Source organism: Neobacillus sp. GCM10027624, assembly GCF_042675345.1.
In the GTDB taxonomy this organism is placed as follows: Bacteria; Bacillota; Bacilli; order Bacillales; family Cytobacillaceae; genus Neobacillus; species Neobacillus cucumis_D.
In genome coordinates this window covers 128,089-143,383 of record NZ_JBHTHD010000014.1, presented here as the reverse complement: position 1 = coordinate 143,383, position 15,295 = coordinate 128,089, and the positions used below count along the sequence as shown (strand labels likewise).

Genomic DNA, 15,295 nt, shown 5'->3' with positions numbered 1-15,295 from the left:
TAGGCACGCCGCCAGCGTTCGTCCTGAGCCAGGATCAAACTCTCCAAGAAAGTTGATATAGCTCATTTTGTTACGTTGGCTCACGTTCTCTATATAATAGAAGAAACATGATTATTATTGTTTGTTGACGTTTTTGTTTGTTTAGTTTTCAAAGAACAAGTTGAATCATTTTTTAATCAATCGCTCAGAAGCGACTTTATTATTATACTAACATATCATTTAAAATGTCAATATTTTTTTTTGAATGTGTCATCTAAAAACTGTTTGTTTTTCAGCGACTTTTATACTTTAACATCATTAACACATTTAAGCAAGATAATTTTTTTACTTTAAAATATCCTGTCCCATTAAATAATGTTCTTCCATTAATCTATTTGTTTGTTTTGCAAGATCTTTTACCCTCTGTCTTAAAAGATGGACTTATTTTGGAAATGACTTGTTGTTTCTTTTACCTTTTCATTCAAACCAAACCTCTTCTGGGCAATGCAACCCTCTTCCTTTTACCTTCTCCTCCAATCCAAGCCCCATTCGGGCAATGCAACCCTCTTCCTTTTACCTTTTCCTCCAATCCAAACCCCTTCCGGGAAATGAAACCATCAAACAAATGAACCCAATCACAGCAAAAAAATACACGGGCCAAAAAATCCCGTGTATTCCTTCTTATATTACTTTATTTGATACATTTGATTACGTGCCTTCTCGCGGGTAAGGTGTTTATGCACCTTTCTCCCCGTCGTTATCCCACTCTCAATCGCACCATCAATAAAGCCCGCCCAGCCATTCGCATAAGTGGTCCCCGCCAAAAACACATTATTTTCCGGCGTATTCCATTCCTTATGATAGGTGGTCAACTGGTTCGGCTTTAACATCGGCCAGGTTTCCCTGGAAAATTCATCATTAACCCAATCATGACCAGTACTTTCTAGCACCTCAATATCCGGAATCCAATGCCTTAATGCTTGTTCCACTCCTGTCTTGTCAGTTGGGCTAAGCAATGCCGCACTTGGTCCGAACCCAACCACAATTGTATCATCACCCGCATACCGATCCACGTGAACCGAATTTAACGGATAACTGCCTGGGGCGAGAGCATCAAATGGGTCGTACTTCCCTTTTACGAGCGCCCAAACTTTAACCCCTTTCGCAGTTTGACCTTCTTTGGAAGAAGCCTGTTTTTCACAAGAAAGCGCCGGTACAAATTCAATATCCTGGAGTGTCGAAAGCGGTACCGTGACAATAACAGCCTTTCCCGTAAAAGAAGAACCATCTAATGTCGTAACTTCAACAGAATCTTCATCATGCTCGATTTTTTTCACAACGGTTGAAAGCATGATTTCAGCGTCAGCATCTTCTGCAATAGACTCCACCAAAGCCTTTGTCCCCTTTTTCAACCGGTAACTCGATACCATGGCACTGTGCGTATCCCAATTTCCGCGTGAAAAAATCCACCAGCGGAAGATTTGTGTTACTGCTCCTTCTTCAGGAGCACCGCAGTAATCGGAGGCTACCCAGCCGTGCAAAATATCATATTCCTCCTGTGTGAGACCAAAATCCTTCATAAACTGGGCCGCTGTAACCCCATCCAATTCTCTAAAATCAGGCGAATGTAAAGGCTCAAATGGCAGAGGCATATATTTCATGCTCTCGCTCATTAACCGTTCAACCGTATTCCTTAGCTTATTTTTAAATTCGGTTGCAGGGGCAGAGTGTGTTTTCCCCTCAGCAATCCAATAGACCGTTTCCGTTTTTGGACCTGTAGCTAGTTCCAAGCCATAGCGGGTGATTTCTGTCCAAACATGCGGCTGATGCCAATGGACATACGTTCCCCCCATTTCGAGCTCCGAACCTAGACGAGTGTCAATCCATGTCCTGCCGCCGAGACGATCGCGAGCCTCTAAAATCAGGACACGATGTCCTAATTGCCTTAACTCCCGAGCAGCGGTAACCCCCGAAAATCCACCGCCGATAATAATCACATCATAATCTTTTTCATTTTCCATTCATCCATCCTCCCAATCCAATCATTAGATCTCTTCCGTCTCAATTCCAATCGCTTTGGTTTCCTGATGAATTGGCAGCGTGATATTTCTTCGTTTGAACCAAAGGTAATAATATAAGTAGCAGGCAGCTATAAAGCCAAATCCCCAATATAAGGATGCACGTTGTGTTGGATCAAAGGCCATAAAGCCGAAAATGAACATACACATGATAATACAGAGAATCGGAATAAATGGATAGAATCGAACCTTATATTTCAAATCTTCCACTTTACCGCCATTTTTAATATATTGTCTTCGGAATCCCATTTGGGCAACCGCTATAGCTAACCATGTCAGCGTTCCACCGATTCCACTGACTGCCAATAGAACAACAAACAATGTATCAGCTGCCACTACACTAGTCAGAAGGGATAATAACGCAAAAATTAAGGTTACTAATAAAGCGTTAAAAGGAATTCCGCGTTTGTTAATTTTGCCAAGCGCTTTCGGGGCCATCCCATTTTCCGCTAATGAAAACATCACACGTGTACATGCAAACAGTCCGGTATTTCCAACGGAAAGAATCGCGGTTAAAATAACAAAATTCATAATGTCTGCTGCATAAGGAATCCCTACCATATCAAAAACAGTAACGAACGGACTTTCAAGAACACCGGCTTTCTTCCATGGAACAAGGGCTGATAATACAAACATCGCTAATACATAGAAAATTAAAATACGGAAGACGATATTTCGAATCGCCCGCGGAATATTTTTTTCCGGCTCTTCCGTTTCCCCTGCTGCCACTCCCATAATTTCCGATCCCTGGAAAGCATAAATTACACTCATCATTGATACGAAAACACCAACCATACCGGCAGGGAACAATCCATCACCAAGAAAATGGGTAAAATATGGGGAGGATTCATGTTTCAGACTAATGACTCCGAACATAGCTCCCAACCCAACTAAAATAAACATAATGACAGCTAAAACTTTAATGCCTGCAAACCAATACTCTGTTTCCGCGAAGGTTCTTGTCGTAAGAGAATTAATAGAAAAGAGAAGGACAATAAAGATTGCACACCAAATCCAAACCGGAACATCTGGAAACCATCGCTTCATCAGCACACCGGCTGCTGTAAATTCAAGTCCTACATACATGGCCCAGCTCAACCAGTAGACCCAGCCGACCACAAACCCGGTAGCAGGTCCAATAAATTTTGTCGCATGGGCTTGGAAAGACCCGGACACTGGCATGACAACGGATAATTCCCCTAAACAAACCATGACTAAATACATGAGAAGGCCGCCGACTAGATAGGCCAGGATCGCTCCTAATGGACCGGCCTCACCGATTGCGTATCCAGACCCGAGAAACAGGCCCGTTCCAATGATTCCCCCTAAAGACATCATAAATAAATGCCTGCTCTTCATCGCCCGTTTCAATTCTACTTTTTTATCTTCCATTTTCTCACCTATCTTCCACAAAATGATTTTTATTAAGGAAGCGCTTACACAGAGGTGATGATTAAGAGATATTTCTATCTCTTAAAAGGTCTTGGATGGATTTGCAGTTTGCAATGGCAAAACTGTTTCTAAATCCCTTTGCAGCAGTAAATGGAATTGATGAACTAAATTTTCAGTAAGGGAAAATCTTCCTTGCGTATAAGCTCCAGTCTCAATCCCTTTCTGGACCACTTCACAAATATCTAAATCCTCTTTTCTGACCAATTGATCCATAGCCATAAGTTCTTCTTCTTCCTCCGTAATTTCGTCGGTCATGAAAAAGGTCGTATAAACATACTTGGTGGTTTTATGATCTATTGGGATCGATTGGTGGATTGATAGATTTGCAGGACCAGGATCGAAAGAGAACCAGGTATTTGGATAGAGCCAATAATATCTGCCCCCTTGGCCAAGTCCAAAGTCACTATTTTTTCCTTTTAACGGAGTGCCTTGGTAAGAATAGTATTCTTGCATCTCCATCTCGTATAGTTTCATATCAAGCTTAGAAACTAGAGTTTTATGAACAATCGAGCAGTGGTCGCATTCAAGATAATTATCAATCCCAATTTTCCAGTTCGATCTGCAAATCGTTTCTTTTACACGAATTCTCTTGAGTTTGCTCAAATCATATTTTTCTACATGTTTAAACAAATCCGGAAATTGAGATACCATGGAAGGAGCATCGGGGTCTAAATTGACAAAAATAAAAGATTGGATGATTTCTAGTTGGATCGTTTTTAAACAAAAATCCTGGTGGTCAAAATGTTCACATCCTCCCATATTTGGCGCTCTTAACAGAGAGCCATCTGTCCGAAATGTCCAGGCATGATAGGGGCAGGTAAAGACTTGTTTATTTCCCTCCCCTTCTGCTAACTTTGCTGCGCGATGTGTGCACACATTGTAGAAAGCATGAATTTCCCCATCCTGTCCGCAGCTCACAATAATCGGGCGGTCGGCCACTTCAGTGGTAAAATAATCACCTGGCTTGGTTACTTGACTAATATGACCAACGTATTGCCAGGTTTTACAAAAGATTTCTCTTTTTTCTACTTCAAGAACTTCAGGCTTTGTGTAGAGCCATGAGGGCAATGTATAGGCTTCACTAAGATTTTCACTTACTCTAACTTCTTTATTGTTCATAAGCATTACCTCCTTTTTCATATTGTTATCATTACAATAAGGTAATTGTAAATTAAAAATATTCTGAATCATATGTATAGTTTAACTAAAAAAACAGAAATAGAGAAATCGCTTTTTGTTTTGTTTCACTAAAATCGACTAAAAAATACAGAAAATTAAGAGTTTCCTGTGCAATCCTTCCAAAGAATTCGGCTGCTTTTTCTTCTTTTTCATGGAAAAAACACAGTTGATTTTCTTAACTTAATAAAAAACTGCAGTCCTACCAAAGTAGAACTGCAGTTTTTTCTATTTTTATATTACCTTCATAAGGAATCTTTTTGTTCTTTCTTCCTTTGGATGGTTGAAAATTTCTTCTGAAGATCCTTGTTCGACAATGACTCCCCCATCCATAAAAATGACACGATCAGCAACCTCTCTGGCAAATTGCATTTCATGTGTTACAACAACCATTGTCATCCCCTCTTGCGCTAAATCCTTCATGACCTGTAGTACCTCTCTAACTAGTTCTGGATCCAATGCAGAAGTAGGTTCGTCGAAAAGAATAACCATCGGTTTCATAGAGAGTGCCCTCGCTATTGCCACACGTTGTTGTTGCCCACCTGAAAGCTGAGAAGGATAATGGTTACACCGTTCTCCTAAACCTACTTTTTCAAGAAGGGTCTGAGCGAACTTTCTAGCTTCCTCACGCTGAACACCTTGTACGACAATAGGTCCTTCCATCACATTTTCAATGGCTGTTTTATGTGGGAAAAGATTAAATTGCTGAAATACAAATCCTGTGCTTTGCCGTAACGACCTGATTTCATTTTTCCGTTTTCGGGTTAGCTTTTCATCTGCTGGTAACATATGCTTCCCAATTTTAATAATCCCCTCGGTAGGTTCTTCTAAAAATGTAAGGCAGCGCAATAGCGTTGACTTTCCCGACCCACTTGGTCCCATTAGAACAACCACTTCACTTTTATTTACTGAAAGATCGATTCCATGAAGGACTTCAAGATCGCCAAACTTCTTTTTAAGGTTTTGCAACTGGATTATACTCATTGCCCCGCTCCTTCCTGTAAAGTTTTTTATATCAATTACCAAGTGTTATATGCTGAGATGAGCGTTTTTCAAGTTTGTCTAATAAATTTGAGAAAAAGGCGATAATGATCCAATACAGCACGGCTGCCAATAAATAAATGGTTAATGGTTCAAATGTTTTCGCAATGAGTAATGACGACATCTGCAATAATTCTGTAACGGTAATAACGGAGATCAAGGATGTATCTTTAATTAAAATGATAAAGGTGTTTGACATAGTTGGAATTGCAATTCGAAGGCTTTGAGGCAAGATAATTCTTTTTAGGGCCTGACCATAGGTCATTCCCAATGAAACCGATGCTTCCATTTGGCCCTTATCGATAGATAATATGGAAGCACGAAAAGATTCCGACAAGTACGCTCCTGCATTTAAACTCAACGCAAGGATTCCGGAGGGGATCGGTTCCATTTCGATACCAATTTGCGGCAGGCCATAATAAATGACGAATACCTGTACAAGTAATGGAGTTCCACGGAAAATGGAAACATAAAAGGCAGCCAATTTAGCCAAAGGTTTTAGGTTGGATATCCTCGCCAATGCTGTGAAAAATCCAAGGACGAGAGCGATTAAAATGGAAACTACAGCTAAAAAAATTGTCATTAATGTCGCATGTAATAATGCTGGCAGGGATTCTATTATTATTGAAAAATCCATGAATTTTCCTCCAGTCTAACAAACATCAATCTATGAAACTGCAAAAGGTGGATGATTAACGATTCGGTACTAGAACCTCTTCACGAAACGAAATTTCAATTCCTAAAGCTTTTAATTCTTCCATAAATCGGGTAAAGCGCTCCCCGATGATCACATTTTCAACGGGAACAATTCCTACTTCGTTTATTTTTTTAGCAGCAATCCAATTGGCAAGTAACATTGCCGGAAGAGCAGTCGTTTTAGCCATAGAAGTTATATTACGTTCATTATCATAAAAATCGACCATTTCCCATGTATATTTCACTTGCTGTCCAGCTTTTAGACCGCTAACCTCTACCCTTAATACCGTAATATCCTCTTTTGACTCTCCTTTCATATTTGGAACCAAGATTTTCTCTGTAAAGGCACGTGGACTTGAATAATTCCCATTCACTTCAATTGGCTCCTCATCAAAAAAGCCTAATTCTTTTAAAGTATCCATTTTCCCCCAGTGCCCTTCATATCGAACGGTTTTTTCATATAATTTTTTCACTTTATCTTTTAGTGTATAGGCTGTACTATGTGCATCCGTAATGACGGCTTCACAAGCCCCTACAGGTTCTGGGAAAGTCATTTTTTCTAAACCCGAAAGAGGAGGGAATTCTATAAGCTTCCCATTTTCAGCTGCCTTTGCCGGTCTTGTATAGAGACCAAGCACACTCTCAAGCCGGAAAACCACCTGGTACCATAATGGAGGTTTTGGGAATCTAGGAATTCCGCCGCAAACCATAACCGCTTCATCGGCCTCATCAAGCATTTCGATACCTTGTGCGGCCAAAAAGTTTGTAATACCCGGTGCAACCCCACATCCCGGCATTATAATGACACCTGCTTCTTTGGCTTGTTCATCCAATTCTAATTTTTCTTCAATTTTAGAACCGACTAAGTCTACAAGATGACATTTTGCTGAAATAGCCGCTTGAATAGCCGGTAAACTTAATGAATGTGGTAGACATGCGACAGCAACGTCTGCATTTAGTAACACCCTTTTGATTTCTTCAATCGATCCTAAAGAAGTACATTTTCCAATCACTTTCGAGTTTTTGGCAATTTCCAAACATTTATTCACACTATCTTGATTTGCATCGACTGCCGTTACTGATTCAATATTTGAAAACTTCACCAGTTCACTCACTACTGTTGTTCCAATCATTCCTGTTCCTAAAACGACTGCCCGCATCATTTCTACCTCCTATTAACCTTTTAATTAATCATTTATTCATTTCCAAAACCCAATCATTTATTTTTCCAATGGCTCTGTACCAAACCACTTTTTGTAGATTTGGTTGTATGTTCCATCCTTCTTCATATCAGCTAGGGTGGTATTCACTTTCTCAACAAAATCTCCATTTTCTTTTTTTACAGCCATCCCAATTTCATCTTTATTTAAAATACCGCTTGTGATTTTAATTGGTAAATTCTTTTCTTTAATGTTGTAGCTCATTAATAATTGGTCATTGATAATGACGTCCAATCTTTTGTTCGCTAAATCCGCAATATAGTCATTTACAGATTTATATAACTTTACATTTGCTCCATCCACACTTTTTGCGACTTCCTCAAATGTTGTTCCCCCACCTACTCCAACGTTTTTCCCTTTAATATCTTCTAGCTTTGTAATATTATTGGTATCCTTCCTAGTGACTAAGACTGAACCCGTAACTACATATGGATTGGTGAAATCAACACTCTTTTTACGTTCCTCGGTTACAGACATTTGGCCGATAATAATATCAAATTTATCCGATTTTAACCCACCAAGAAGACTATCCCACTTTGTAGCGACAAACTCCGTCTTCACACCTAGACGTTTAGCGATTTCGTTCGAGATATCCACATCGAAACCATCATACTTTTGATCATCATTTAAAAAATTGAACGGTGGATAGGTTCCTTCAAATCCTACTTTTAATACTTTTGATTTTTCTACCCGGTCTAAAACACTATTTTTACTATTCCCACTGGCTTCTTTCCCGCTACAGGCTGATAGAACACCGATGATCAATAATCCAATAATCGTCAATAACAAACCTTTTTTCATATAAACTCCTCCTCGGTATTTTACCTAATTAGTAAAGCGCTTTCATAAAAAGAATGGCTCCTCCTCTCATAATAAAAAAATGTTGTTCCAAATTGTCGTCCCAGATTGTAGTACAATTAATTAAAGTGTATACTCTACTTATATAGTTGTCAATATTTTTTGAATATTTTAAATATTGCTATATTGCTATAAAATACTTGGTTTGATAAAATAAAACAGAGTAGGTGAAAAGTCATATGAAAGAAAAAACCGTTGAGAAACATGTATATGACCAAATAAGAGCTGCAATATTAGGTCGTCAGCTGGCACCAGGTAAGCAATTAGTGGAACATAATATTTCGAATACTTTAGGCGTTAGTCGCACCCCTATTCGGAACGCGATTAAAAAGTTATCACTTGAAGGGTTAGTAGATTTGATTCCAAATCGCGGTGCATTTGTAACCAGTCCTTCTAAGGAAGAGGTTATTCAGGCATATGAATTACGTGCAAAATTGGAATTTTTAGCAGTACAGAAATCAATGTTTGTTATGGATGAAAATGATTATCTTACGATTAAGAAGACCCTAGAAGATGAAAAAGAGAGTCTAAGGAATCCTATTCCTGAGGATGTTGTAAACGCCAATAAAGCTTTTCATATTGCTATTACTCAAAAATGTAATAATAAATTTTTAAATGAGTTTATTGAGAGACTGATTAACCAAACAAATATTTATCTCATGCTTTTTGATGAATTTTATTCAAACCCAGGACAAAAACCTTTTAGTCCCGATGAACACCGTAATATTTTAGAATTAATCCAAAATAAAGATGGAGCGAATTTAAAAATAGCCCTAGAAAACCATTTTAAGCACTCTATAACAAGTATTGATTTCCGTTATAACGGATATAAAGACCTAGATGAAATTTTTTAAATATACCATTCCCATCCGCTGCCAATTTTGGTTGCGGATTTTTTTTAAGAGTAAAATTTTAAATTTTCTAAATAAAATGTACATTTAGTGCAAGAATGGTAAAATTATAGAGAAATTTTGTTTAGTCATTCATGTGTTATCCAAAATTCACCTCTAACGATGGCTGATTGAAAGGAGTTTAAGATATGAAAATCCTCGAACACATTGCCCAAGATATTGTAGAAAAAACGAGTGAAATATTGCAATATCCGATCAGTATCACGGACAAAGAAGGAATCATTATTGGTTCAACCGATAAAAATCGAATTGGGCTCTTCCATCAGCCTTCCCTGGAAGTCATAAGAAAAAATACGGTTGTCAATTGTAAAAATGAAATCGAAAAGAGAATCCTTCCAGGAGTCTCAACTCCATTAAAATTTAATAATAAAGTCATCGGTGTTCTTGGGATTGTCGGCGATCCAAAGGAAGTAAAGAAATACGTCCAGCTTGTTAAGAATCAAGTAGAAATGATGTGCCAAGAAGCCTTTCGAAAGGAAATGGTGGATCTCAAGGAAAAAATGGTGGAAATGTTTGTCCACCAACTCATTCACTATCGAGAATCCATGAATGAAATCAATGAACAAATTCTTCAATCTGCTAAACTGCTAGAATTTGATTTACATACCAATCGGGTCTGTCTGTTAATCGATATAAATAATTTTTCCGAAAAGATTTCCGCCAAAAAAGGAACAGACGATTTTTATGAAAGCTTTCCAATGCAATATTTCCAAAAAGAGCTTTTAAGCTTTTTCCAATTAATTTTTCAAGAAAATAATGATGATATGATTTCATTTCTTAGTCTGGAACGGTTAATTGTCATCAAGGCACTCCCTTATCCCCGCTCGTTTTCAGCTTTAGAGGAAGGTTTGCCAAATAAACTAGAAAAAATCAATACGTTTCTTGCAAAAAAATATGGTGTGACGGCTGGTATTTCAGCCGGAAATATCAGCAGCACTCTGAGTGGTATTGCCGAATCCTACCATAATGCTGTGAAAGCCATGTCGATCGGAAAGCAATTTAACCGGGATTCGGGAATTCATATTTATAATGAGCAGGAAATGCTCTGGAGGCTTCTACCGAAAGAACTGACATCTGATTACAAAGAAAAGCTGGTAAGATTTATTGCCCCTTTGATCAAACAGGATAATTATGAGATTTTATCCGCTACCTTTATTGGTTTTTGCCAATATAATATGAATTTAAGTGAGGCATCTAGGAATCTATTTATCCACCGAAACACGATTATCTATCGACTCGAAAAAATTAGCGAAATTACCTCTCTCAATACTAGCAGCTTTGAACATTGTATGCTCCTCTATACTGCAATTCAATGCTATGAGGAAGCGAAAATGGAACCTGTGCACTAGGCAGGTTCTTTTTATTTTGGTATGTTTTTTTTGTTGACTAAGACTTCGGTAAAACCCCCATAGTTCCCATAGTCAGGAATTTTAGTTGATGCGGGCACTATCCGGGCTTCATCGTTCATCATAGACTGAGAATTTTTGGTTGCCCGGCCACTATCAAAGGCTTATGGTTCCCATACACGGAGAATTTTTGGTTGTGTGGGCACTATCGAGGCTTCATTGTTCCCATACACTGGGGATTTTTGGTTGTGTGGGCACTATCGAGGCTTCATTGTTCCCATAGTCAGAGAATCTTTGTTTGCTCGGGCACTGTCATAGGCTCATTGTTCCCATACACCGAGTATTTTTGTTTGTGCGGGCACTATCAAAAGCTCATAGTGCCCATACACGAAGAATTTTTGTTTTTATGGGCACTATCATAGGCTCATTGTTCCCATACTCGTAGTATTTTTGTTTGTACGGGCACTATCGAGGCTTCATTGTTCCCATAGTCAGAGAATCTTTGTTTGCTCGGGCACTATCATAGGCTCATTGTTCCCATACTCGTAGTATTTTTGTTTGTACGGGCACTATCGAGGCTTCATTGTTCCCATAGTCAGAGAATCTTTGTTTGCTCGGGCACTATCAAAAGCTCATTGTTCCCATACACGAAGAATTTTTGTTTGTATGGGCACTATCATAGGCTCATTGTTCCCATACTCGTAGTATTTTTGTTTGTACGGGCACTATCGAGGCTTCATTGTTCCCATAGTCAGAGAATCTTTGTTTGCTCGGGCACTGTCATAGGCTCATTGTTCCCATACTCTGAGAATCTTAGTTTGTACGGGCACTTTCGAAGCTTCATTGTTCCCATAGTCAGAGATTCTTTGTTTGTACGGGCACTATCAAAAGCTCATAGTGCCCATACACGAAGAATTTTTGTTTGTACGGGCACTATCAAAGGCTCATTGTTCCAAAACGAAATGCCTCCCCAACAGCGTCATGACACCGAGGTTAAAAATCCATAGCTTCAGAAGGAAACACTCCCCACAGAAACTATGGTTCTCGTAAACTAATAAATCGCATCCTCAATAACTAGTTGGTTTTCTGCAAATCGTTCTACCCTTAATGGGGATAAATCCAAGGTTTCATATTTACCCAAGCGAATCAATTCGGAGAGACATTTTCCGACAGCGGGTGCCTGCTGCATTCCATGCCCGCTAAAGCCGAAAGCCACAAAATACCCCTTCATCGCCGGATATTTCCCTAAAATAGCATTATGGTCCTCGGTGTTAAAATCATAAAGCCCGGACCAGCCTCTTTCGATTTTCGCATTCTCAAAATTTTTGATTCGATTGGCTAGCACCGGCCATATGTTTTCAACAAATGCCGATCTTCTCCATTTAAAATTAATTCCAGGCTCAATTTCCTCGGCATACCCGGAAATAAACTTCTCACCTTCATGTCGGAAATATACGCCTGTTGGGTCCATGGTTAACGGAAGATAGTTTTGCAGCGGTGTTTCAATATCAAACTGAAAAATTTGTCTTGGAAGGGGGACGACTGGGAGAGGCAGACCAGCTTTTTCACTCAAAAGAGACGCCCAGGCACCGGCACAATTGACGACAACCGGTGAAAAAAATTCACGTCCATCCGCAAGCCTTACCCCTTTTATGTGATCCTGCTCGGTAATAAGACTGTCTACAGCGTCATAAATATACTCCGCTCCTAATCTTTTTGCATTTCGAATATATCCCTGCATGACAGAGTAAGGGTCCAAATACCCACTCTCTGAACAAAAGAGGCCCCCGGCTAAATCTTCTGTATTTAGTTCTGGAATAATCTTCAACAGGTCGTTTGTATCGAGCAACTGCGAATTGATCCCGTTTTCATTTTGCAGGTTTAAATGCCTTTCGAATTTGGGCATCATTTCATCTGTTGCTAAAAATAAATAGCCTCGCTGTTTAAAGTCGATTTCCATTTCTTCTCCGTCGATGGCCATCGATTTTGAAAAATCTTTATAGATTTGAAGACTATATTTACTAAGCTGCATATTCACCACCGTTGTATAAAGCTGCCTAAAACCACCCGCACTCCTTGGAGTAGAAGCATATTCGTATAGACCATCTTTCTCAAATAGGACTACCCTGCCATGAAAACCATCCTGTAATAAGTGATACGCGATACTTGAACCAATCACTCCACCACCAATAATGATAATATCCGATCGATTTGTCATGGAAAACTCCTGCCCTTCATTTATATTATTTAACAGCTGGGATAGAAATCGCGTCGGGATCGAAAAAGCATTCGCTAATGGAAGTTTCACCCTATAGTACTACTGTACTCATTTCGTAACTCTTAATCTATGTGCATTTTTTACGGTAAATTGAATAATTAGAATTGTTTTAATAGTCAATTTTAACAAGGGATTTTCACGCCATATCTAGAATGTATTAATCAAGGATTTTTTCGTTTAAAAGGAGTGGTAAAATGGCTTTCTTAGAGGATATATCCCAAACGATTGTGGAGAATACCTCCAGAATCATTGGATATCCAATCAGTATTACGGACGATAAGGGATATATTATTGGGTCAAATGACGAAAACCGCTTAGGAAGTTTTCATCAGGCATCCATCGATGTGTTAAAAAGGAAGGAAACGATTTGTTACGAGTATGATGAAGTTAAGGATCTTAATAATGTTCTACCAGGTGTAGCTGCCCCCATCATTATTAATCAAGAAACCGTTGGTGTGTTAGGGATTGTTGGAAATCCAGCAGAAGTGAAAAAATATGCTCAACTTGTGAAGAGTCATGTGGAATTGCTGTGCCATGAATACTTAAAGAAGGAAATCCGCATTCTTGAATCCAAATCATTGGATCATTTGGTCCATTATCTCCTGAGTTCAGATACAATCGAAGACATGAGCCAAATCATTCGCTTTGGAAAAATGCTTGGTTACAATCTAGATAAGGAGTTCAAACGTGTCTGCCTCATTATCGAAATGGATATGCTGTCAGAGCAATTTACTGGAACACAACCGAAAATACCCAATACGTTTTCATGGCAATTTTTACAGGATAATATGATGGATATACTGCGGCACTATTTAATAGACAATAAAGAGGATATCCTTTCCTTATTGACATTAGATCAATTTATTTTAATAAAAGCAATCGATGCAGCCGAGTCCTCTGAAAGTTTTAACAAACAATTGGAACACAAAATTAGCCGGATGAGTGAATATATTCAATCGAAATATCAATTTAATGCAAGAATTTCGATTGGAAGCATGAAAAAAGGGATTAATGGAATTAAAGAATCCTATGAGGAATCACTTAAAACGTTAATTGCCGGTAAAAAAACAAATATTTTTCCTGAGGTTTACCATTATAATGATTTGAATATTATTCTAGAACTAATTGGAACAGATTTACCTCCCTACATAGCGGAACGACTTTCCGATAAAATGACCTGTTTTTATCAACATGTTAATTTTCCCACCCTATCTAGCACCTTTATCACCTATTGTAAATGTAATATGAATATTAGCGAAACTGCCCGGAGCCTATTTCTCCATCGAAATTCCTTAGTTTATCGACTAGAAAAAATTAGTGAATTAACCTCTTTAGATATTACGAACTTCGAACATTGTCTGCTGTTATATTTTGCGATCAAAAACTCCAAACTAGAAAACACATCAGCCCATTCATTCATACTTTAAATTGTTAAAGGAACCAGATATATCATCTACCTAAATAAACAGGGGGTATCCCAAGAATCACCTTGGGATATCCCCTGTTTGTATGAATGAAAAATGATGCGTCAGTTGCTATTCTTCTGTCCTGCTTATCCGCCAAGGTAAATTTTCTCAATCACTTTGTCTTGGATTAAATTTTCAGTTTCATCTTCACGAACAATTTCCCCCAATTCCATCACATATGCTCGTTTTGTTAATCGAAGTGCAGCTCGGGCATTCTGTTCTACCAGGAGAATCGTCGTTCCGGTTTCATTGATTTTTTTAATGGTATCAAAAATGGTCCTAACAATAATGGGTGCAAGGCCCATCGACGGTTCATCCAACAGCAGCAGCTTTGGCTTCCCCATCATCGCCCTTCCCATTGCAAGCATTTGTTGTTCCCCTCCCGAGAGGGTTCCGGATAACTGTTTTCTCCGATCAAATAACCTTGGAAATAACTCATACACCTCTTTTAACCCATCATGTAAATGGTCTCTTGCACAATAGCTTCCAAGCTGAAGGTTTTCCTCTACTGTCATCGTGGAAAAAACGCGTCTTCCCTCCGGTACATGGATCAATCCTTTTTTTACAATCTCATGGGCATTTCTTTTATGAATGGGCTCACCATTATAATGAATACTCCCGCTTTTAGGCCGGATCAGTCCTGAAATGGTCCGAAGCGTCGTAGATTTACCTGCACCGTTGACACCAAGTAAGGCGACAATTTCCCCTTGTTTAACCTGAAGCGATATATTTTTCAGTGCAGGAACTTTTCCATAGGAAACTGAAACATTTTGGATTTCAAGTACCGTTGACAT

At 38.8% G+C, this 15,295-nt stretch carries 12 protein-coding genes; 3 read left to right on the top strand and 9 right to left on the bottom strand.

All coding sequences use genetic code 11. The annotated features are described in order from the left end of the window. Positions 1-665 precede the first annotated feature (665 nt). The 7 genes from ACFQZ9_RS24565 to ACFQZ9_RS24535 all read right to left on the bottom strand — a co-directional run bounded on the left by ACFQZ9_RS24565 (position 666) and on the right by ACFQZ9_RS24535 (position 8,443). Positions 666-2,000, bottom strand: coding sequence for a flavin monoamine oxidase family protein (locus ACFQZ9_RS24565; RefSeq protein ID WP_498946035.1), 1,335 nt, complete (start codon positions 1,998-2,000; stop codon positions 666-668). Between the two features lie 24 nt (positions 2,001-2,024). After that, the gene (locus tag ACFQZ9_RS24560) at positions 2,025-3,449 is read right to left on the bottom strand and encodes an amino acid permease (RefSeq protein WP_498946034.1); all 1,425 of its coding nucleotides are present in this window, start codon (positions 3,447-3,449) and stop codon (positions 2,025-2,027) included. Between the two features lie 81 nt (positions 3,450-3,530). Then, complete coding sequence (locus ACFQZ9_RS24555) at positions 3,531-4,628, bottom strand: aromatic ring-hydroxylating oxygenase subunit alpha (protein ID WP_498946033.1); 1,098 nt, start codon at positions 4,626-4,628, stop codon at positions 3,531-3,533. Positions 4,629-4,919: 291 nt separating this feature from the next. Then, the gene (locus ACFQZ9_RS24550; RefSeq protein WP_498946032.1) at positions 4,920-5,669 is read right to left on the bottom strand and encodes an amino acid ABC transporter ATP-binding protein; all 750 of its coding nucleotides are present in this window, start codon (positions 5,667-5,669) and stop codon (positions 4,920-4,922) included. Positions 5,670-5,700: 31 nt separating this feature from the next. Continuing rightward, on the bottom strand, positions 5,701-6,363 hold the full coding sequence (locus ACFQZ9_RS24545) for an amino acid ABC transporter permease (protein WP_198308671.1): 663 nt from the start codon (positions 6,361-6,363) through the stop codon (positions 5,701-5,703). A gap of 55 nt (positions 6,364-6,418) precedes the next feature. After that, a complete protein-coding gene (locus tag ACFQZ9_RS24540) occupies positions 6,419-7,582 on the bottom strand; it encodes a saccharopine dehydrogenase family protein (RefSeq protein ID WP_498946031.1) in 1,164 nt (387 codons plus the stop codon). A 60-nt stretch (positions 7,583-7,642) separates the two neighbouring features. Beyond that, entirely contained in the window at positions 7,643-8,443 is an 801-nt protein-coding gene (locus ACFQZ9_RS24535; protein ID WP_498946029.1) for an ABC transporter substrate-binding protein, read from the bottom strand. 236 nt (positions 8,444-8,679) lie between these two features. Here ACFQZ9_RS24535 and ACFQZ9_RS24530 point away from each other — a divergent pair, with 236 nt between their 5' ends. Together ACFQZ9_RS24530 and ACFQZ9_RS24525 are read left to right on the top strand one after the other, a co-directional pair. Next, positions 8,680-9,354, top strand: a complete 675-nt coding sequence (locus tag ACFQZ9_RS24530; RefSeq protein WP_498946027.1) for a GntR family transcriptional regulator — start codon at positions 8,680-8,682, stop codon at positions 9,352-9,354. A gap of 185 nt (positions 9,355-9,539) precedes the next feature. Beyond that, positions 9,540-10,760, top strand: coding sequence for a CdaR family transcriptional regulator (locus tag ACFQZ9_RS24525; protein WP_498946026.1), 1,221 nt, complete (start codon positions 9,540-9,542; stop codon positions 10,758-10,760). Positions 10,761-11,808: 1,048 nt separating this feature from the next. On the opposite strand, the gene ACFQZ9_RS24520 is transcribed toward ACFQZ9_RS24525, so the two are convergent. After that, on the bottom strand, positions 11,809-12,975 hold the full coding sequence (locus tag ACFQZ9_RS24520; protein WP_498946024.1) for an NAD(P)/FAD-dependent oxidoreductase: 1,167 nt from the start codon (positions 12,973-12,975) through the stop codon (positions 11,809-11,811). A gap of 254 nt (positions 12,976-13,229) precedes the next feature. On the opposite strand from ACFQZ9_RS24520, the gene ACFQZ9_RS24515 reads away from it, so the two are divergent. After that, positions 13,230-14,462: a CdaR family transcriptional regulator gene (locus ACFQZ9_RS24515; protein WP_498946022.1), complete on the top strand. Its 1,233-nt coding sequence runs from the start codon at positions 13,230-13,232 to the stop codon at positions 14,460-14,462. Between the two features lie 125 nt (positions 14,463-14,587). Here ACFQZ9_RS24515 and ACFQZ9_RS24510 read toward each other — a convergent pair whose 3' ends face one another. Beyond that, on the bottom strand, positions 14,588-15,295 hold the full coding sequence (locus ACFQZ9_RS24510) for an ABC transporter ATP-binding protein (RefSeq protein ID WP_198308677.1): 708 nt from the start codon (positions 15,293-15,295) through the stop codon (positions 14,588-14,590).